Genomic DNA, 21,987 nt, shown 5'->3' with positions numbered 1-21,987 from the left:
TTTTGTTTTTTAGAACTCTCTTATTCAGTTGATTTATAGTCTAAAGTTCTTCCTTTTTTTGAAATGGATGGAGGTACGGAATTATCTGAAGTACCCCATTCTTTGTTGGGTGTTGGACCCAGAAAATATTTGATTTCTGCTCCATCTTTCAGATCGTTGTAGGTGAAGTAACTTTTGTTGTGGAGCTGACCATTCAAAAGAACTTTTTGAATGTAACAGTTGGTATCAGAGTAACTGTCGGTGGTAACATTTATCTTTTTCCCATTGGCCAATTCCATTTCAACAGCTGCAAGACCAGGAGTCCCAATTGGGTAAATATTAGACGAGGGACAAATAGGGTAGAACCCCATTGAGTTAAATATATACCAGGCCGACATTTGACCACAATCATCATTCCCACTCAAAGATCCGGGCTTGTCGCCATAGAAGGTGTTCATAATGTACCGGATTTTATCCTGGGCTTTCCAGGGATGTTTGGCATAATTATACAGATAGAGAATCTGATGACAGGGTTCATTTCCATGCCAGTAAGCTCCCATTCTTCCATGAATATCATGAGCTCCCGGTATATTTTCCGGTAATTCCATGGTAAACATAGAGTCGAGTCTGGAAACCCAGATATCTTCTCCGCCCATTTCGTTAATATATCCTTGTACATCATGAGGAACATACCATGTGTACTGATAGGTAAAACCTTCGGTAATATCTCCCCAGCCGTGATGTGACCCCGGGCCGGTGTAAGCAATCGGATCAAAAGGGGTTCGCCAGTTTCCATCCGAATCACGACCTCTCATAAATTTACTTTCCGGATCAATTATATTCTGATAGGCTAAAGACCGATTCAGGAAATATTGATAATCCTTCTCTTTTCCCAGTTTTTTAGCGGCCTGAGCTATACAATAATCGTCATACGCATATTCAAGGGTTTTTGAGACCGACTCTTTTTCTTTGTCAAAGGGCACCCATCCTTTTTTTGTGTATTCAGGTAAGCAATCGTAGTTCGGGTTCATGGCAGTTTTTCGGATGGCCTTATAAGCCCGCTCATAATCAAGCCCGGGAACCTCCTTTACTATGGCATCCGCAATCACAGAAACTGAATGATAACCTATCATACACCAGGTTTCGTTGCCGTAAAATGACCATATGGGCAGCATTGATTCTACACTTTGATCATAATGTGCCAGCATGGATTTGATCATGTCGGCATTTCGTTGCGGATGAATAAGGTTTAAAAGAGGGTGGTGAGCTCTGTAGGTATCCCAAAGAGAGAAAACGGTATAATTGGTAAAGTTTTTTTTGTGGTGAACATTTGAGTCGTGCCCTCTGTAAGCTCCGTTTTTATCTTCATAAATAAAAGGATGCAAGGAAGCATGATAAACGGAGGTATAGAAAGTGCTTAATTGATTTTCTGCTCCTTTTACCTTAAATCGGCTTAACTCTTTGGCCCACTTGATTTCTCCTTTACGTTTCAGGCTTTGGAAATTTTCGTTTTCCAGTTCTGACAGATTATTAAAAGCGCCCTTGGTTCCGGTTGATGAAATGGCCACCTTAACCTCAATTTCGGCACCATCTTCAGCATCAAAATCCATCCATCCAATGATTTTATTTCCATGGGCAACACGATCGCTTCTGAACCGGTTGGTATTATATATTACTGGTTTTCTATCCTGCATAATTCCCGATTTGGTAAATGGTTGGGAAAAACGGGCAACAAAATAGACATAGCGCTCAGGGCCCCATCCATTCACCAGTTTAAAACCCGAAATAGTGGAATCATTCTCTATCCGGAACTGCGACCAGGCTGTTTTGAACCAAAGTACATGATCCATATCTACCATCACGAAGGCACTATCGGTTTTGGGAAATGTGAACTTGAATATTCCTGAGTGTACGCCAGATGTCATTTCTGCTTTTACAGAATAATCCTGAAGCAGAACCTCATAATAATTGGGGGTTGCTCGCTCCTGTTCATGTGAATAACGCGACCGGTATCCCTGATCAGGATTTTCATGGGTGCCTGGAACAAACTTTTTGGTTCCCGTACCCGGAATAAACAAAAAATCCCCCAGATCCGGGATGCCTGTTCCACTAAGATGAGTGAGGCTGAAGCCTAATAAAGTTGAATGATCATATTTATATCCGGCAGCAGCATCATAAAAGTCTCTGTCGGTATCCGGACTTATCTGAATGCCTCCAAAAGGTACTTGTGAGCCGGGATAAACATTTCCATACCCGGAAGTTCCGATAAAAGGGTCGACGTATTTATTGAGAGATAAATCATATTGGGGTTGCGTGGCAGGTTCTTTATTGCAGGAAAGCAAGAACACACACAAAATAAGAATTACTATTGATCTCATGCTTATATATTTTGAAAGGGATTTCTTTGATCTTTATTAATTAGTACCGAATTTATCGAAACAGTTATGGTTAATTGAGATTAGATAGGGAATAGGGCTTATTTTCTGCCTTGAACACCCTTTTATTATTAGGTTTGGATGTCATGAAGAATTCCAACTCGGCACCATCTTTAATATCCTCAAAGGATATATAAGCCCGGTTATATTCTTTCCCGTTGAGTTTTATCTTTTCAATATAGCGATTCTTGTCACTTACTTTTGGAGCCTTAATTGTTAGATGTTTGCCATCTCCCATATCGATTTTCATATAGGGCAGGTAAGGAGCTCCTATAATATACTCAGAAGACCCGGGACAAACCGGGTAGAACCCCATGGCAGAAAATATGTACCAGGCTGACATTTGGCCACAATCATCGTTTCCACAGAGTCCATCAATATCATTTTTATACATTCGATTCATTATCTCCCGAATCCAATATTGGCTTTTCCAGGGTTTGGAAGTCCATGCAAACAAATAAGGAATGTGGTGACTGGGTTCATTTCCATGAACATAGTTTCCCATGATGCCTTCTTTGGTAACATCTTCAGTTGCTTCAAAGAATTCTTCAGGCAGATCCTTAGTGAAAAGTGAATCGAGTCTTTGGGTAAACTGTTTTTCCCCTCCCATGGTTTTTATTAATCCATCTACATCATGAGGAACATAAAAAGAGTAATTCCATGAATTACCTTCAATGAATCCTTCGCCGTGGGTGTGGAGTAAATTAAAATCCTTTACCCATTTTCCGTTGCTCTTTCTTCCTGTAACAAATTTTACCTCCGGGTTGAAAACATTGTGGTAGTAGCCGGCTCTTTTTCGATAATTTTCAGCCAGCTCTTTATTGCCCAGGTTTTTCGCGGTTTGATAAATGGTCCAGTCGTCATATGCATATTCCAGAGTGATTGAATTTCCGCTTCCGTTTTTGTCAACAGGAACATATCCTAACTCCTTATAGTAAGATGTTCCATCGTAATAAGGGACATTAGAACTTTTGTACATAGCTTCAAGCGCCTCTTCTTTATTAATAGCAATGCCTTTATTGATGGCATCAGCAAGCACAGATACCGAGTGGTAACCAATCATACACCAGTTCTCATTTCCCATGTGTGACCATACAGGAAGTGCATCATGAACACTCTGCCTGTAATGAGCCAGCATGGAATTTATGATATCCGAACTTCTTTTACGCTGGATGAGGTTAAGCAGAGGGTGGAGAGCCCGGTAAGTATCCCAAACTGAAAAAACAGTATAATTAGTGAAGTCTTTGGCTTCATGAACTTGGTGGTCGATACCTCTGTACTTTCCATCAACATCCATATACACCGATGGATTAATCATGGTATGATAAAGGGAGGTGTAAAACATTTCTTTCTGGTCTTTTTCCCCTTCGATTTTAATGACACTTAGTTCCTTTTCCCATTTTTGCTGAGTTTCAGAGACTATTTGATCGAATGATTTTCCATTGGTCTCGGCTTTCAGGTTTTTGATGGCTCCTTGTGTGCTTACTGCCGAAAGAGCCACTCGTACCTCTATTTCCTGAGAATCATCCTCAAATTCGAAAAATGAAACAACCTGTTTTCCCCCCATTTCAGGGAAATTTCTTCCCATATTAAACTTTCTCCAAAATCCTGTATAATTGGGTTTTCGGTGATCAGTGAATCCGAAGTTTTTTATGGGTTTTGAAAATGTGGCTGCAAAGTAGGTGTAGTTAACGCGTGCCCATCCGTTGGTAATTCGGTAACCTGTTAAAAGCGTATCATTTTCGACTCTTAGATTGGCCCAAAGGACTTTCTCGCGATAGTTGTAAATACCGTGAGAGAGGTCCAGTATGATTCTCTGCTTTTTCTCTTCGGGGAAAGTGTATTTGTGTATTCCGGTTCGTTCAGTGGCAGTTAACTGTGCCTTTATCTGATGTTCATCCAAAAGAACTTCATAATAACCCGGTTGCGAAATTTCATTGTTGTGTGAGAAAGGAGACCGATATCCGCTCGCCGGGTTATCTGAAGTTCCGGGGTTTAGTTTTAAAGGGCCGCTGGTTGGCATTACCAAAATATCTCCAAGGTCGGAATGACCTGTGCCGCTAAAATGGGTATGACTAAAACCTACAATGGTGTTGTCACTGTATTGGTAACCAGAACAATATTTATAAACCTCTTTTTTGTATTTCCCATTTATGTTGTGTGGGATGGTGTCTGTATCCGGACTTAACTGAACAATTCCGAATGGGGCGCAGGCTCCTGGGAATGTGTGTCCCATCTTATGTGTGCCGATTAAAGGATTAACATTCGAGATAAGCTCCTGTCCTAATAAATTTCCACAGGAAATAATACCGGAAACTATTAAAAAAATGATGTTTGGTGATTTCATAATCCTTGATTGCTTTGATTGTTTAGAAAATCCTGATATTCTTCCCATAAAATCTCAATTCCCGAATCCGGCCCAAAAATCTGCTTCATGGCTTTATCGAAGCTCCATTGAGGAAGATCTCTTACCGTTAAATGAAATTTTCTTATAGCATTTGAATCTTTTGTTGTGAGCCAATGCAAAAAGAATCCAGTAGTTTTATATCCGTCGAGCCAGTGACCTCCTGGTTTTCGTAATGCATCAATGTCGAAAAAACCGGCTTGGGTACGAACTGCATCGGCAAGTCCTTCAATGCAGGCCCAAAACTCTTTGTTTGTTGAGTATGTGCCAATACCACGTGGTTCAAACTGGTATGCGTGGGTGATTTCGTGGAAAAGAACCCCTCTGGTTTCATAATCAAGTTTATACATTGATTCTTTTGCTGATTGCTCTACATGTTGAGTACTATATACAATTGAAATGACCGGAGGGTGACCGCTTTTTGCCGAAATCCCTTTGTAGTCTTTAAGGGTATATTGAATCTTTTGAACATTGTTCATTGAATCTTTATCGGTATAAAACAATATTTCGGCAACTTTTCGTGCATGATATCGGATGAAGGTACCTGGGTATTGTACCAGAGAATTGTAAAATTCACTTCCCTTTGTCAATGGAGCCTCATTGTTAAATTCGACCTCAGGATAATCAAACGCTTTCCAGTTTTTATTTAAATCTTTGCTATGAAGCCGGATGTCAGCAAACCGTAGGGAGTCATTTTTAGCCGATATTTCTATTCTGTAGTATTCGAAATCCCCTGGTTTTTGAATCGTGTAGGTTTTTTCCTGGAAACGGGAACAGAATTGCTGATTCTCTCTTTCGTCAATTACTGTCCAGTTTTTTTTGTTACTGCTGCCTTTAAGCATCCATCTATATGGGTCGTATTCAGAAGATTCATCCGAGGAATAGATACTGTAGCTAAAAGCAGGAGAGTTCTCCTGGAGAGAGAGTGAAATTTGGTTAACGCCTGGTTCTCCATAAATTGTTTCTTCTAAGTTGTGTTTCTTCAGGGTAGCAACTTTGTTTACCGGTTCTGATGCGCAGGAAAAAAGGAATGGCAAAATCCCGAAATAAATGGTATAGCAAAATCTATTCATGATTCTTGATTAAAAACATAATTTGAAAAATGAGGAGAAGCCGGTGGTTTTTTTATGCGAGTTGCAATATGAATATGTCCGTAAAAAAACTGTCATTATCCCAACTTTTTGTGGAAACCAAGAGCTGTCCTGTTGGGTGCAATAATAAGGAGGGAATTCTTTTTTTACTTTGCTGACAATGCCAAAAGAGTGTCATTAAATACAGTCAGGGTATTTTGTTACTAATTTTGGCTAATATGTTGTCTCCATTTTCACCCCACAGAAGAAGAAAAATCCATTACCTGGCAATTTTCGAATAAGAGGAGAGATAAAAAATCAGTTATTTTGTTCTTGATTTCGGTACTCCTTTGGGGTCATGTTAAACTTTTTTGCAAATTCACGATAAAAATAAGATTTGTTTGTTATGCCGGTTTTATAAATAATTTCCTGAACCGTCAGTTTGGTGATCAAAAGCATCTGGACAGCATAATTGAGTCGATAGTCTTTGATAAATTCGCTGGGAGATAAAGAAGACATATTTTTGAATTGTCTGTAGAAGCTTCTTACATTCATCCCCAATTCGTCTGCTATGAATCCTGGTCTCAATTCTTCATTTTCAATATTGTCTTTGATAATATCGATTACGTTTTTCAATAGCTCCTTGTCTTCGGAGTGAACCAGCTTTCCTTCAGAAAATTCATAAACACTTTCGGAGGACTTATAGTAATTTTTTAAACCATGCTTATTTTGTATAAGTCGGTTTGCGACAGAAGTCAGTAATTCAGAAGAAAATGGTTTGGTAAGATAGGCATCGGCTCCGGTTTCATAGCCTTCAGCTTGTTCTGTATTGGTAATCTTAGCAGAAATAATTATAATAGGAATGTTCTTGGTGTATTTACCAGCTTTTATTTGTTTGGTTAACTCCAGACCTGTCATTCCAGGCATAATGATGTCTGTAATAATTAATTCAGGGGTTTCAGTGTCGATGAGTTTTAAAGCTTCTAAACCATTTGAAGCCTCTTGAATATGATATTGAGATGACAATGTCTGATTAATGAGCCAGGTGATATCCTGATTGTCATCCACTACCAATATTCCTGGTTTTGAGCTTTTTATTTCAGATGAGCTGGCAGAGCTTTGATCAGACCGCTTTGTATTATTGGTGGCAGGTTTTTTTTCGTGGCAGTTTGCCTCGGGCAAGGTTACAATAAACTCAGCATTTTCTCCATATTCACTTTTTACTTCGATGGTTCCGCGAAGAATATTTACAAGGCTCCGGCAAATGGAAAGTCCAAGTCCGTTTCTTGCTGCATTTTGGATGTTTGTTTTCTGACTTAGATCATTAGATATTCTGAACCGATTAAAAATATGGGGGATTTCATCAGGAGCAATTCCCGGGCCTGTGTTAAATACTGAAAGTTTAAGATGGTTATTTTCAATGCGTATTTTGATTTCAATCCATCCTTCTTTTTTACAATACTTAAAAGCATTGGAAGTTAGGTTAGTAAGAATTTTTTTCAGGTAAGCTGAATCAGTGTTCCAGTTTAATTCAGGAGCAACCTGAATATCGAATTTAACATTGTTCTGGGTTGAAAGGGACCTGAATGATTCTTTTAACTCCATAGCAAGTTTGGAGATAGAAACCTTCTCTGTTGTGCACAGAGCAAACTCAGAGTCTTCTATTTTCCTAAAGTCTAAAACTTCTTGTATTAATTGATTTAAGCTGGCAACATTATTGTTGAGTACATTTGTGTACTTTTTTAAAGTTGGATTTTCTTCAATTTCTGCCGTGATTTGCCCCGAAACTCCATTTATCAAAGTAAGTGGAGTACATAATTCATGGGTAATGTTGGTGAAGAAATTGAGCTTGGTTTCCAGTAGTTTTTCTCTTTGTTCTTCTTCCATTTTTCGGGCGAATGCCTTCTGCTTTTTCTTTATTTTCATTCGAACTTTCCATATAATAAATAACATAATAAGAAGGCCCAAAATCATATATATAAAGATCATTGTTGAGGTAAAGTACCAGGAAGGCAGAACTCTAATTTTAATACTGTGAACATTTTCCTCTGCATTGAATACGTCATTATTAAACTTGATATTCAAAATATAGTCTCCGGCTGGTAAATTGCTGAATGTTGCCGCGTTGTTCTTTTGCAGCTTTACCCATGAAGAACTATATCCTTTTAATTGATAAGAGTATTCATAATTGTTTGAATGAAAGTTGTCCGCTGCTACAAAAGAAATTGTAAATGATCGAACCTTGGGAGGAATTTCTATTTGTTGTGGTTGACTGTTAAAATAATCTGACCATGGAACGCTTTTGCCAGAGAATTTCAGATCAAAAAATGAAAAGTTTGTTTGAAAAACAGGCTTTTTGTCTGCACCGGGTTCAAACCAAACCAACCCGTTAGTTCCACCAAAAAACAGTCTGTTTGAGCCGGGTTCCTGCCAAAAAGCGTCGTCCGAGAATTCTGTAACCTCTATCCCCTGAGTGTAAGTATGAAAATAATTATTTTGAGGATTGTACTTCGCAAGCCCTTTATTCGTGCTTAACCAGATACAATTGTCTTTGTCTTCCAATATTCCGTGAATCATGTCATTGGCCAGTCCGTCTCGTCGATCAAACTGTTGTATGAATTTGGTTTTATTGTGGGGCAAAAACTGCAATTTTGTTAAACCTGAACTTGCTCCAATGTAGAATATAGAATCCTTGCTTTGATGTACTGAAAGAACATCTCCAATGGCAGAATACTCCTTACTGTTCATTGGGATAAAACTGTATTCATAAGATTCAGTATTAAATTTGATCAGGCCATAACCGCCCCTGCTCCCAATCAGAAGTGTTGATTTTTTGATATTTGTAAGGGAGTGGAATTCATTGCAGATGCGCCCGTTATTCTCAAAAGTGAATTTTTCGACCGACTTAATACGAATTACCCCATTTGTCGATTGGAATATCACTTTTTGAATCCCTGCACCTGCTGTTGCCAGCCATAAGGTGCTATCGTTCGTTTCACAGATGGAATGGACTTTTTCTATTTCGTTACTATTTGATCCATTCGGCGTTTTTATTTTGTTGTTGGTAAATGAATAATAAGATATACCAGGACCTTCAGTACCAATCCATAAAATATCGCTGTAATGGCTTTTTTGAATAGCGAAGACCTGATTATTCGGGAGACCATCCTTGCTTGTGAAGGATTTTGCTTTGGTGGGGGCAACATTTTCTGATGATATTTGGTCGTAATTCTCAATACACACAATCCCTCCACCTTTGGTACCAATCCAGAGTTGGTCTTTCTCTGTATATATAGCTCTTACAGGTTTTTGGAGGTTAAATGGCAATTGATCCAGTGTTAGAGATTGAAATTGGTCGGGTTTATTGTAATACATCTCCACCCCTTGACCGTCCGTTCCAATCCATAAAATATCTTGGTATCGGTCTTTGAGTAATGAAAAAATTCCAATTTTCATATTTACCTCTTCGGCGCGGTAGCCTTTGTTTCTTACCAACTTTAATACACCATTGCTCTTGAAAGCCAGGTATATATCGTTTTTAAATGTGGTTATTTCAGAGACAATGCCATAACGGCTAATTATTTCTTTCATATCCTTTATGAATATGGTTTGTTCGGATGATAAATTTTTCATGAATAACCATCCATTTTCATCTATCCAATAAAGAAATTGATAATCGTAACTGGCAAAGGTTACTTCATATTTGTGCTTAAAATCAGTTTCTTTTTGAAGGTCAGTTTTTCCGTTTTTTGGTGAAAAAGTAAGGCGCATTAACCGTCCATCCTTTGTCAGAAGATTAAAAGTGTTTTTATTTATTGCATACAGTGCTTTTACATCACTTTTTTTCAACCCATTGAGCGGAATTTTGTGAAATTTTTTTGATTCTGATCTGTAATATTGAATGTAGTTGTCTTTTAAAATTAAACATGTGTTACCCTGTTTATCACATCCCAGAAGTTTTGCTTCAGGGCATTCGGGATATGATTCGGTAACTTTTCTGTCGGTAAGTGAAAATTTATTGAGTCCCAAAAAGGTTGAAATCCAGAGTTCATTGTTACCAGCTGGGGTAATTTTGTGGATTATATTACTGCATAGGGATTCCTCTATTTGTAAATCAAACCGATATACGAGAATGTTCTTGCTGTTGTATAAATTGAGCCCGTCATAAGTTCCAAACCACAGATAACCGTTGTCATCCTGATGCATGCATAAAACAGCTTTGTTGGAAAGATCAATATTTTTGGCTTTACTTAAGGTAAGGTTTGAGCTGCTTAGGAAATTCGATATAAACAATAAGCAAATAATTGTAAATTGTTTTTTCCTAATTGGTGTTAGCTCGAATATTCTCATTGTAATAAGATTTAGGTGAGGCCGCCTCTAAGGTATCAGTTGGTTTGGTTTCAAAAGGTATTTTACTGCAATGTTTAGTTTATTGTGACATATCCTTCGCAAAAGCTTCTTTGTGCCTATTTCTATACTCTTTAGGAGTGCATGAATACCTGTCTTTAAAAATTTTATAAAAATGGCCCCGGTTATGAAACCCGGTTTTGTACATTATTTCATCTGTTGACATTTTTGTAGAGATAAGGTATTTCTGTACTTTTTTGAATCTATACTCCTTTATTAGTTCAGTTATTGATTTTTCGGTAATTTGTTTTAGTCGTCTGTATAGGTTTCTTTTGCTGTACCCCAAAGCATTGCTGACCATGTCTGCGGAAAGATCTGAATTTGAGAGGTTATTTTCTATAATGGATAGTACCTCGATATAGAACTCTTTGTCTTCCCTTTGGATAAAGGTTCCCTCCTCAATCTCGATGGCACTGAATATGGAGTTGTAGTAGTCCTTTAGGTTTTTTTCCCTGATCAGAAATCGGTTAACGATTTCTATCAAATAGTTTGTATTGAATGGTTTTGACAGGTAAATGTCTGCTCCGGCTTCTATCCCTTTTATCTTGTATTCAGGAGAGTTGATGGCAGACAGTAGAATGATTGGTATGTGGGTAAAAAATTTATTCTGTTTTATGTTTCTTGTCAATGCAATGCCATCCATTTCACCCATTATAATATCTGATATAATTAAGTCCACCTGTTTTGTTTCGAGAAATTGAAGAGCATCTTTTGCCGATGATTTTTTCTCAACACGGTAATTATTCTCAAATAAATCAGATAAAAACCATAACATTTCTTCATCGTCATCTACGATTAAAATGGTGGATCCGGGTTTTTGGGGAGTTAATTGGGGAATTTTTTCCAAGTTATTTTCCGAAAATTGGTGAGTCAATTGGGTTAGACCATCTGTCGCAGAAGATGATGAAATTTGTTCATCTTCCGGAAGATTGGGAAGGGTTACCTTAAACTGGGTTTGTTTTTCCGGAATGCTGGTTACCGTTATGTTGCCTTTTAATAGCTGGGTCATTTTGTGGCAAATGGCCAGGCCAAGACCATTCCGTGCAGGAAAGCCTTCACCGGCATTTCCTTCAAAATCATCCAAAATTCTGTATCTGTCAAATATCTGGTCTATTTTATCTTCTGGGATTCCTTTACCTGTGTTTAAGATGGTAATATTCAGATTTTCGTTTTCAGTATCCAATACAACTTCAATGGTTCCTCCCGGATTTGTGTATTTAAAGGCGTTTGTTAGGAGATTTGTCAGGATTTTGGTGTAGGAACTTTTGTCCGAAATCCAAGTTATGTTGTTTTTGATACTTTTGATATAGGTTATGTTTTTTGATTCTGCCATTTCTGTAAAGGAAGAGGCAATTTCATCAGTCAACTCCGAAACCTGGAGTAAAACCGGTGTTATTCTTTTGTTGTCAGTATCTATTCGTCTGAATTCTATCAATTCCTGAATCAGTGTGTTTAGTTTTTCAGAGTTATTTTTAATCAGTGATGCGTATTTAAGAATGTCAGGTTCCACCGCCGTATGCGAAATTATTTTTTCACAAGGTCCCTGAATCAATGTTAGTGGAGTGCACAGTTCATGAGTGATGTTTGTGAAAAACTGAAGTTTTGATTCGTATAGCTCCTGTTGTTTGTTTTTGTTTATTTGTGCCTCAACGGCCAGGTTTTTCAGGCTGTACCATCTTTTTATTAACCTGAAAATAGCAAATACCAAAAGTGCATAAAATACGAAGTATAGGACAATGGCCTGTGTGGAGCGGTACCATGGAGGTACTATCTTTATTTGTAGAGTTGATGGTTTGCTAGTTATGTTTGTGACTGGGTTTTTGAATCTGGTATGCAATGTGTAATTCCCTGGAGGAATATTGGTGAATGAAATAATGTTGGATTTCTCGTTTTCAATCCATTTGTCATTAAGGCCTTCCAGCTTGTATGAATAAACGTAATTATTGCTGTTGAGAAAATCAATAACTGTGAGTTTCAGAGAGAAAAAGTTTTGGTCGTAATCTAATTTTAATTTTCGTTTTTGGTCATTTGTAAAATCATTTATATTAACTCTTTTCCCAAAAATATTGAGGTCGCTAAACATGATTTCAGGGATATATTCTTCATGTCGAATATTTGCATTTTCTGATATTCTTACCAATCCGTTTATTCCCCCAAAATACATGTCTCCCGTTTTGTGGTCCTTAAAATAGGCACCGTCACTGAATTCAATTATTTCCAATCCGTTGTTTTGGTTGTAAATTTGATAAGTTTCAAGTTTTCTGTTAAATCTTATTATTCCGTTGTTTGTACTTAACCAAAGATTGTTTTCAGATCCTTTGAGTAATCCGTGAATGGTGTTGTTAGGGAATCCCGTGGTTTCGTTAAATGTTTGTGTTTTGCCTTTGTATTTCTTTATTAGTCCAAAGCTGGTTCCGAACCAATAATTATCCTGTTTGTCCGATGTAATGGAAAACACATCATTGAGGGGTCTGTTGTTGTCGCTATCGCCAAATGTCATGGCTTTTATCTCCATTGTATTGGTATTTATGTGGTAAGCTCCATTTCCTCTGTTTCCAAACCACAGAACAGAATCATTTTCCTGATATAATGTAAAAAAGTAATTGGCAGAAAATTCTCCCTCTTCGATGGTTATTTGTTTGATGTTGGTTATTTGTGGATTATCATTGCTCCCTTTTATGGTAGCTCTGTAGATACCGTTTCCTACCGATGCAATCCACAGTGTGGTATCATTCGTCTCTCGGATTGAATGAACATATTTCATTGGGCTTTTGTCGGCAGTGGTGTTTACTGGTTTTATTTTTTGTTCTTTGTAAGAGTAAAAGTTTAAACCATCATCATGACCGATCCATAGGAGGTCTTTTTTGCTTTTTTCAAAAGCGTAAACAGAATTATTTTTCAGATGGCTGTTTGAAACTGAAAAAAGCTGCAACTGTTTGTTGGAAAAATTTGCGTTCTCTGAAAAATTTGCAATTTTTAGAATTCCATCCCCCTTTGTGCCCAACCACAAATTTTTGTATTCATCAAGGAATATGGATCGAATGGGTTTTGAGATTTGATTGTAAAAGCTTGCAAACGTTATAGACTGGGCTGTATATGGGTCTGAGGAGCAGATGTAAACGCCTTGTCCGTCGGTGCCTACCCAGATAATGTCCTGATATTTGTCCTTAAGAAGGCAAAATACTCCTGAGGTTATGTTTAGTTCGTGCTGTTCATATTTCCCAAATCGATTTCGAGAAGGTTGCAATTGTAGAAGTCCATTGGTTTGGAAACCTATTAAGTAGTCTTTGTTATGTTTTATAATAGAAGAAATGCTCCCTTTTTGTGAAATTGTATTTTCCAGATTTGTTATGAACCTGGTGGTTTTATCTAACAGGCTGTATTCAAAAAAATCATAGTTTTTGTCAACAAAATAGGCGACATCTTTTTCGCTACTGCTATACAATAAATTTTTTTCATGAGAAAAGATCTTTGTGGGTTGAAATTCTGCTGTTGTTTTATTTGGCCTGGTAATTTTATAAGTATCCACCCCATTTGTGCGAAATACCCACAAATGATTCTTTGAGTCAATAGTGACATCCAGTATGTCTTCCCCTTGATTGGTTTTTAGAATTTCTTTTTTGAAATTTTTTTGAGATGGTAAATAATAGTAAATTTTATTTTTGAAAAAGATATATAAATCATTGTCTGTGGTTTTAAGCAGGTAGTTTTTTTCTTTAAAACCATTGTACCGCCTGATTTCGCCGGTTGTCCTGTCAAACCTGTTTAAGCCATAATTGGTGTGTACCCAAAATATATTATCGTGAGTTTCAATGACATCTTCTATTAGATTTCCCGAAAGGCTGTTGGTTTTGTCGGAGGGTTTTAATATTTCAATGCTTTGTCCGTCATATACATTAAGTCCGTCGCAAGTTCCTAGCCACATGTAGCCATTGTGGTCCTGGTGCATGGAAAGGATGGCACTGTTGGATAAACCTGATTTATTGGTAAGAATTTTAAAATTGTATGAGGCTGCCTCTGTTTCTGTACCAGCAAAGAGAGATACTAAGAATAATAGAGGGAGTAGGTTTTTATTGATATTTTTTTTCATGGCAGAGGCATTTTTTTGTGTCTGCAAAAATATGTATTTTTTTTATAACTGATCAGAGAGAATCTTGGCCTTGCCGGTTAACTCTTTTTAACTTCGCTTAAAAGGTTCTACCATTATTGCTTCTCCTTTATTTTGTTGATTTCCGTACTTTCCCTGTTTGTCTTTATTCTTTAGACGCTTTGTTTTTTCTTCCTCTGGGGCTGCGAAATTCTTGTCTTTTAAGGCTGCCTGGAATTTTGCTGCTAGGTGTATGGTATCGGGACAAAGTTGTATGTTTTTGTGACATCGGTCTCATTAAGTACTCTTTGGTCGCGAAAGCGTACTGTATTTTGTGTTGTCCGGGCGTAAATTTGAATTACCAAAATTCACAGTTGTTATATTAAAAAGTGTTTTGATTTGAAGGGATGGTTTACAAATTAATTTGCTGATAAGGTTGTGGAAAGATTGAAGTATTTAGTTAGGATAACAAGTCTGCATTTTAATATTTAAAGAGTGTTTGGTTAAAGGGTAAGGTAAAACTATTAATCTATTTCGAAGCTGATGAACTGTTTTAAACGGATTGTTTTTTTGGTAATGTATCTGATCTTTTCAGAAGGATTACAGGCAAAGTCATTTGAAGTTAATTCTCCTGGAGGTAAAATCAGTGTGAGTGTTCGGATTTCTGACAAGATTTATTTTTCAGTTAGCTCCGGGGATGATGTTTTACTGGTTGATAATTTTGTGAGTATTCAAACGAGGGATAATACCCTGGGAGATCATCCAACATTACTTCGGTCTAGGGAATCTTCTGTAAGTGATATAATAACCCCTGTGGTTGCTCTCAAATTTAAAGAAGTTGAGAATAAGTATAATGGATTGATTTTAAAGTTTGAAGATAATTACTCTGTAGAATTCAGGATTTTTGATGATGGGGTAGCTTATCGTTTCGTTACCAATATCCGGGGACGGATAGAAATTCTCAATGAAGAGGTTGTAATGGGATTACCGCATGAATATACGGCGCATATTCAGCAAACCGAGAGTTTTAAGACGGCTTATGAGGAGCCATATTCATCATTGAAGTCAGGAAGCTGGAATAGTAATGATGAAAGATCAACTTTGCCTGTTCTTCTTGATACGCACAAAGGATATAAGATTCTGATATCTGAAACTGATCTGTTGGACTATCCATGTATGTTCCTTAAGGGAAATGGGGACAGAATAAATGCAGAGTTCCCCAAGTGTCCACTGGAATTTGAAGCTGAAGGAGACAGGAGTGTGAAAATTCAAAAAGAAGCCGATTATATTGCCAGGACCAATGGGAAAAGATCTTTTCCCTGGCGTTATTTTGTTATATCAGAAAGAGACGGGGCGCTCATTGAAAATACAATGTCTCTTAGGTTGGCCCAATCGTCTGTGATTAAAGATCCTTTGTGGATTGCTCCCGGTCAGGTTAGCTGGGAGTGGTGGAATGGAGCTTCTCCTTACGGGCCTGATGTGGATTTTGTGTCCGGCTATAATATCGAAACCTACAAATATTTCATTGATTTTGCTGCGCAATTTGGGATCCCTTATATCATTATGGATGAGGGGTGGGCCAAAGATACACGCAATCCTTTTGTCCCCAACCCGGAAATTGATCTTCACGAATTGATTCGTTATGGGAAAGATAAAGGGGTGGATATTATTTTATGGTTGACATGGCTGACGGTGGAGAATAACTTTGATCTGTTCAGGACTTTTCATGAGTGGGGAATTGCGGGTGTTAAGATCGATTTCATGGATCGAAGCGATCAATGGATGGTGAATTTTTATGAAAGGGTGGCAAGAGAGGCTGCCAAAAATGAATTGTTTGTTGATTTTCATGGATCTTTTAAACCTGCAGGGTTAGAATACTTATATCCCAATGTGCTGAGTTATGAAGGGGTAAGGGGAATGGAACAAATGAGAGGAGCAACACCTGACAACAGCTTGTTTTTTCCGTTTATGCGCAATGCTGTGGGAGCCATGGACTACACACCGGGAGCTATGATTAGTATGCAGCCTGAAGTTTATTGTTCAAGGCGACCAAATTCTGCCAGCATTGGAACCCGGGCCTATCAAATGGCACTTTTTGTGATTTTTGAGAGCGGGCTTCAGATGTTGGCCGATAATCCTACGCTTTATTATAAAAACAAAGAATGTACAGATTTTATTACTCAGGTACCCGTTACCTGGGATGAAACCATTGCCCTGGAAGCCAAATTGGGTGAGTATGCTGTTGTTGCCAAAAGAAAGGGAAAGCAATGGTTTATTGGTGGGATTACAAATGGTGGAGAGGATGAGCGAAGGTTTGAAATAGCTCTTGATTTTCTGGAAGGGGATAAGAATTATGTGATGACCGCCTTTGGGGATGGTCCGAATGCCAAACAGCAGGCAATGGATTATCGGAAAATAAAGAAAGAAGTTCGTTCCGGAGATGTTGTCTCCTTTACGATGGTGCGAAATGGAGGATGGACTGCCGTAATAGAATAAAGTGACACTTGAAACGAGTCCCAATTAGTCGGGACGAGTTCCATCCGACCAATAACTTAGATAAATTTTATACGGATGAAAGTTATAGATAAATGGTAATAAAAAAATGGTGTATGGTGAATTTATACTGTGAAAAAGTGGAAATGAAAAACTTGAGCAGCTTAACACCAGGTGTCATTCTGGTGTTTCAAAACTCTTCGTGATTTTGAACAGATGAATGCCGTAACTCTAATATCTACTAATACAACAGCTGTTTTATATGGCTGATTTTTCAATCAAAAAAGGTAATACTATGACAGAAACGGGAAAGCTTTTTCTTAAGCTGAGCGCTTTAGGAGCTTTGTTTTTTGCCTCGGTTCTATGTGGATTACAACCCGCATTTGCCGATAATGGTAAGTTGAATTCATCCTTTGTTTTTCAACAGGATGATTCAAAGAAAACAATAACCGGAAAAATTAGAGATGCAGAAGGGCCCATGGTTGGGGTCGCCGTTTACATTGAAGGTACCACCGATGGAACAATTACTGATATCGATGGTAATTTTCAGATGGATGTGGTTCCCGGAGCGACACTGAAAATCTCATACGTTGGGTATGAAGATAAGACGATAACTGTGGGGGATGAGAATTTTTATGACATTGTTCTGGAAACCAGTTCCGAATATTTGGACGAGGTCGTGGTAATTGGGTATGGTACCGCTAAAAGGAAAGATCTTGTGGGTGCCGTGGATCAGGTGCAGTCGCGTGCTGTGGAAGGAAGGCCGGTTGCTAATCTCACACAGGCATTGCAGGGGACCTCTCCCAGTTTGATTATTCAGCAACGCAGCATGAATCCCAATGATAACTCCATGAACATTAACATCAGGGGGGTTAGCACAATCAGTGATAATAATCCGTTGCTGGTTATCGACGGGATGGTTGCTGATAATGTTGGGGATATGAATGAGTTGAATCCGAACGATATTGAAAGTGTTTCAGTTCTGAAAGATGCAGGTACGGCAGCAATTTATGGATCCAGGGCAGGTAATGGGGTTATCCTGGTGACCACCAAAAAGGGTAGGTTCAATATGAAGCCCGAAGTGACCTTAAATATTGCCAGGGGAATTCAGGAGCCTGATATCCTTCTGACTCCTGTCAGCGGTTACCAGAATGCATTGTTGAGAAACGACTCTTATGTTAATGCTGGAGCAAACCCTGTTTATACACCCGAAGAAATTGCACAGTTTGCGCATGGCGATAGTGAATGGGGGATGGAGGCTGTTATGCAAAATGCGTTGCAACAGAGCTATAATTTAGGCGTCAGAGGTGGAACCGAAAATACCTCTTACAATGTTTCTTTCGGGTATTATGATCAGGAAAGCAATTTTAAAGGACCCGATTTTGGTATTTCGCGGTATAACTTCCGGACCAATCTTGTTTCCGAGTTTGGAAAGTTTAAGTTAACTACTGTTATGGGCTATAACAGAAACGAGAATTTGTCCGACAGAGGCGGTTTATGGATTTCTGATGTTATGCGTGTTCCCACTTACAATACTTATGATATCTATCCCGATGAGGATGGGAAGTACTACAATAATGAGATTGTTACAGGTGGAAACTTTTTGGCCTCTTTGTATGAGGGAGGTACTACCAAGAATGATAATGACCACTTTCAGGGAATTGTGACCGGAGAATTTGATATATGGAAAGGGTTAAAAGCAAAAGCAGTATTAGGATATGATTTAAAGTCCGAGCACCGCTTGATTAAACGCAGATATTATCCGGTATATGATTACAAAGATCGCAACCTGATTGTGAATGAGGCAAGTTCTGACGAGTTTCACATTGAGGATTTCAATGCTAAGTCAACCATGTTGAATACCCAGTTGCTTTTAGAATACAACAGAACTTTTAATGAAATTCATAAAGTGAATGCGGTATTTGGTCATACCTCCGAATCTTATCGCAGGGAAAGTAACGAAATCAGAAGACATTTTGTAGATCCCGACTTGTACCAGGACACAGATAATACCATTTATGATACCGGAAGTTACAATACCCCTAACGGGTTTAGTGAACGAGCTCTCTATTCATGGATCGGACGTGCCGGTTATTCATATCTCGATCGCTACTATTTGGAAATGAGCGGAAGATACGATGGTTCCTCGAGATTTAAAGAGGATAATCGATGGGGATTTTTTCCATCTGTTTCATTGGGATGGAGGATTTCCGACGAAAGTTTCTTCTCTTTCTGGCAGGATCGGTTTGGTGATCTGAAGCTCCGTGGCTCCTATGGCATTTTGGGAAACCAGTCGGTAGGAGATTATCAGTTTATGACAACCTATAATATTTATACCAATCAGTATGGGTTCAATAACAGTGCAGTAACAGGTACCGGATACGAGTTCGGGAATGAACTTTTGACTTGGGAAAAAATGGAAACCTATGACATTGGTGTGGATGCAACATTTTTAAACAACCGTTTGTCCGTTTCTTATGATTATTTTTATAAGTACACGCGTGACATGTTGTTGGCCCCAATAACTCCCGGTACTTTAGGGGGTGCGTTTCCTGATGTAAACCGCGGTGAAATGAGTAATCTTGGTTGGGAGTTGTCTGTCAATTACAGACTTTACCATGGTGATTTCTCACATTTCTTTGGTTTGAATCTTGGGGACTCATTTAATAAGCTGGTTAAGTACGGTGATCAGGAAATTTTTTACTCCGATGAGATTCAGAGGTTACGGCGAGAGGGAGTGCCGTTGCACAGCTATTACGGTTATAAATCTGATGGTTTTTTTCAAAATTATGATGAAATCGAGAACTCTGCTTTGCCGGTGGGTGCCATGGTGCATCCCGGTGATGCCAAATATGTTGACAGAAATGGGGATGGTGTAATTAGTGATAATGACCGTTATATTCTTGGCAATGCTTTCCCCCGTTACACTTTCGGTTTTACCTATAACATGAACTGGAAAGGATTTGATGTTGATATGCTGTGGCAGGGAGTAGGTAAACGCGATATGGCTTTGCGGGGAGAAATGGTGGAACCTTTTCACGGAAGCTATTACTATGTGATGTTTGAACATCAGTTGGATTATTGGCATCCCGGAAATACAGATGCTAAATATCCAAGATTGGTGAACAGCTCATCACCTTCCTACTCTAATAACTATAGCTATTCATCAGATAGAAATATTTACGATGCCGCTTATGTGAGGTTGAAAAACCTTCAGGTTGGATATACAATACCGGAACGAATAACCCGTGAGGTTGGAATTGCTAATCTCAGAGTCTATTTGAGCGGACAGAATCTCCTGACCTTTACCAAGAATGACTTTATTGACCCTGAATCTTCCGAGTTTGGGAATAACATGAATGCCGGAGGAGCTAACAGCGGTCGGAATTATCCTACTTTGAAGTATTATGGTGGCGGAATTGAAGTTAAATTTTAGTTGAATCATTTAAAACAGAAAAATATGAGACCGGTATTATTAAAAAATACATTGTGGAGTCTGTTTTTTCTTTTGGTCTTATCGGCAGGGTGCGTTGAACTTGAGGTTACGCCTACCGATCAGTTTACGGATGAAACCTACTGGACATCCCCGGAGAAAGCGGCATCTCTTTTAAATATGGCTTATCGGCAGATGAACAACCCGGGATGGGTGTTCCGTGATGAACGGTTGAGCGACAATTTATACAATGGTTATGGAAACGATAATGTTCGGGTAGTTAGTAATGGGCAGGCTAATGCAACCAATACCCTATTCAATGATGTTTGGAAGGATTGCTATGCAGGAATAAAGACAACGCATACTTTTCTTGAGAACATCGACAGAGTGCCGATGGATGAGGAGCTTAGTGAACGGATGAAGGCAGAAGCCCGCTTTATTCGCGCGTTCCTTTATTTTCAGCTCACCAACTGGTATGGTGATATTCCTTTTTTTACGAAGGATATTGATTTACCCATCGCAAAAAGTATATCCCGAACTCCACAGGATGATATCGTTTTCTGGATACACCAGGAGTTGGAGGAAATAGCAGAGATTTTGCCTGCCAAAGAGGAATATGCTGAAGAAGATCGGGGGAGAATAACTTCCGGGGCAGCGGTGGCTTTTAATGCCCGGGTGGCGCTTAATTTTAATGAGTACCCTCTGGTGAAAGAATATGCCGGGAAGCTTGTTAACATTACAGAATATGGGGCATATTCATTGTTCCCTGATTATGAGGGTTTGTTTCATAAGGCCAATGAGTATAATGACGAAATAATTTTGGATATTCAGTTTGTACCGGAAGACCTGACATGGGGCGAAATTTCAACCTATGTGCCTTTCAGCCTTCCAAACGTACAATATACTCTGGCTTGTCCCACCCAGGATTTGGTTGATTCCTACTTGATGAAAGATGGTAGTGCATGGGATGAAACAAAAGATGTTTATGACGATCGTGATCCCCGAATGGATATGACCATTATTCATCATAATAGCACCATTACTCAAAAAGATGGGACAACTTATGTGGTCAATGTGGATCCCAATGATCCTGATAATGATACCAACGACCGGATCGGAAGAGAAAATGGAACACAGACAGGATATTTCTACAGAAAGTATTATGACTCGAGCTCGGAGGCCTGGACTGTTGGGAGCTGGGACTGTAATATTAATTTTGTTGCACTTCGATATGCTGATGTTCTTCTGATGTATGCTGAGGCTATGAATGAACTCGGGGAGATGGATGCTGCCGTTTGGGATAAAACCATTAAAGCTTTGCGTCAGCGTGCCGGCTTTGACAATACCTCTTTGGCAATGGACATGCCTTCCGGAGGTAAGGAGGCATTAAGAACTGTAATTCGTAATGAGCGGAGGGTTGAACTGGCACTGGAAGGTACCCGGATTTACGATATTCGCAGATGGGAGACCGCAGAGATCGTATTGAACGAACCCTATAGAGGGGCTAAGTTTGATATGAGCAGTGGAACTCTTGATTATTATAGGTATGATAATGGTAGCTTTAATGAAAACCGAGATTATCTGTGGGCGATACCCGCAGAGCAGCGTACCATTAATCCTACCCTGGGCCAAAATCCCGGATACTAATCTGTTGATGCAACAGAAATTTTTTGAGACGA

8 protein-coding genes are annotated in these 21,987 nt (G+C 38.8%); 3 read left to right on the top strand and 5 right to left on the bottom strand.

Translation table 11 applies throughout. The features are described from left to right. Nucleotides 1-20 precede the first annotated feature (20 nt). The 5 genes from W7W_RS0106425 to W7W_RS0106405 all read right to left on the bottom strand — a co-directional run bounded on the left by W7W_RS0106425 (nt 21) and on the right by W7W_RS0106405 (nt 14,385). The gene (locus tag W7W_RS0106425) at nt 21-2,357 is read right to left on the bottom strand and encodes a GH92 family glycosyl hydrolase (protein ID WP_010662991.1); all 2,337 of its coding nucleotides are present in this window, start codon (nt 2,355-2,357) and stop codon (nt 21-23) included. A gap of 70 nt (nt 2,358-2,427) precedes the next feature. After that, nucleotides 2,428-4,761 carry a GH92 family glycosyl hydrolase gene (locus tag W7W_RS0106420; protein WP_010662990.1) on the bottom strand — a complete coding sequence of 778 codons (2,334 nt, stop codon included), beginning with the start codon at nt 4,759-4,761 and terminating at the stop codon, nt 2,428-2,430. Further along, the gene (locus tag W7W_RS0106415; protein ID WP_010662989.1) at nt 4,758-5,891 is read right to left on the bottom strand and encodes a basic secretory protein-like protein; all 1,134 of its coding nucleotides are present in this window, start codon (nt 5,889-5,891) and stop codon (nt 4,758-4,760) included. The genes W7W_RS0106420 and W7W_RS0106415 overlap by 4 nt, the downstream gene beginning before the upstream one ends. Nucleotides 5,892-6,206: 315 nt before the next feature. Next, nucleotides 6,207-10,238 (bottom strand): hybrid sensor histidine kinase/response regulator transcription factor, encoded by a 4,032-nt coding sequence (locus W7W_RS0106410; protein ID WP_044084550.1) that lies wholly within the window; start codon nt 10,236-10,238, stop codon nt 6,207-6,209. Between the two features lie 79 nt (nt 10,239-10,317). Continuing rightward, entirely contained in the window at nt 10,318-14,385 is a 4,068-nt protein-coding gene (locus W7W_RS0106405) for a hybrid sensor histidine kinase/response regulator transcription factor (protein WP_029510415.1), read from the bottom strand. Between the two features lie 540 nt (nt 14,386-14,925). Here W7W_RS0106405 and W7W_RS0106400 point away from each other — a divergent pair. From W7W_RS0106400 to W7W_RS0106385, 3 genes are all read left to right on the top strand, one after another. Next, the gene (locus W7W_RS0106400) at nt 14,926-16,878 is read left to right on the top strand and encodes a glycoside hydrolase family 97 protein (RefSeq protein WP_010662986.1); all 1,953 of its coding nucleotides are present in this window, start codon (nt 14,926-14,928) and stop codon (nt 16,876-16,878) included. 292 nt (nt 16,879-17,170) lie between these two features. Beyond that, a complete protein-coding gene (locus W7W_RS0106390; protein ID WP_157202449.1) occupies nt 17,171-20,311 on the top strand; it encodes a SusC/RagA family TonB-linked outer membrane protein in 3,141 nt (1,046 codons plus the stop codon). Nucleotides 20,312-20,335: 24 nt separating this feature from the next. Further along, complete coding sequence (locus W7W_RS0106385; RefSeq protein WP_010662984.1) at nt 20,336-21,955, top strand: RagB/SusD family nutrient uptake outer membrane protein; 1,620 nt, start codon at nt 20,336-20,338, stop codon at nt 21,953-21,955. Nucleotides 21,956-21,987 lie beyond the last annotated feature (32 nt).

Origin of the sequence: Marinilabilia salmonicolor JCM 21150 (assembly GCF_000259075.1) — a bacterium.
Lineage (GTDB): Bacteria > Bacteroidota > Bacteroidia > Bacteroidales > Marinilabiliaceae > Marinilabilia > Marinilabilia salmonicolor.
Note: the sequence above shows the minus strand (reverse complement) of the source record. Positions and strands in the feature narration are given on the sequence as shown.

Coding starts and splice junctions, on each gene's coding strand:
- W7W_RS0106420 (WP_010662990.1), bottom strand. CDS start 4,761: ATGAAATCACCAAACATCATTTTTTTAATAGTTTCCGGTATTATTTCC.
- W7W_RS0106410 (WP_044084550.1), bottom strand. CDS start 10,238: ATGAGAATATTCGAGCTAACACCAATTAGGAAAAAACAATTTACAATT.
- W7W_RS0106385 (WP_010662984.1), top strand. CDS start 20,336: ATGAGACCGGTATTATTAAAAAATACATTGTGGAGTCTGTTTTTTCTT.
- W7W_RS0106425 (WP_010662991.1), bottom strand. CDS start 2,357: ATGAGATCAATAGTAATTCTTATTTTGTGTGTGTTCTTGCTTTCCTGC.
- W7W_RS0106405 (WP_029510415.1), bottom strand. CDS start 14,385: ATGAAAAAAAATATCAATAAAAACCTACTCCCTCTATTATTCTTAGTA.
- W7W_RS0106415 (WP_010662989.1), bottom strand. CDS start 5,891: ATGAATAGATTTTGCTATACCATTTATTTCGGGATTTTGCCATTCCTT.
- W7W_RS0106400 (WP_010662986.1), top strand. CDS start 14,926: ATGAACTGTTTTAAACGGATTGTTTTTTTGGTAATGTATCTGATCTTT.
- W7W_RS0106390 (WP_157202449.1), top strand. CDS start 17,171: ATGACAGAAACGGGAAAGCTTTTTCTTAAGCTGAGCGCTTTAGGAGCT.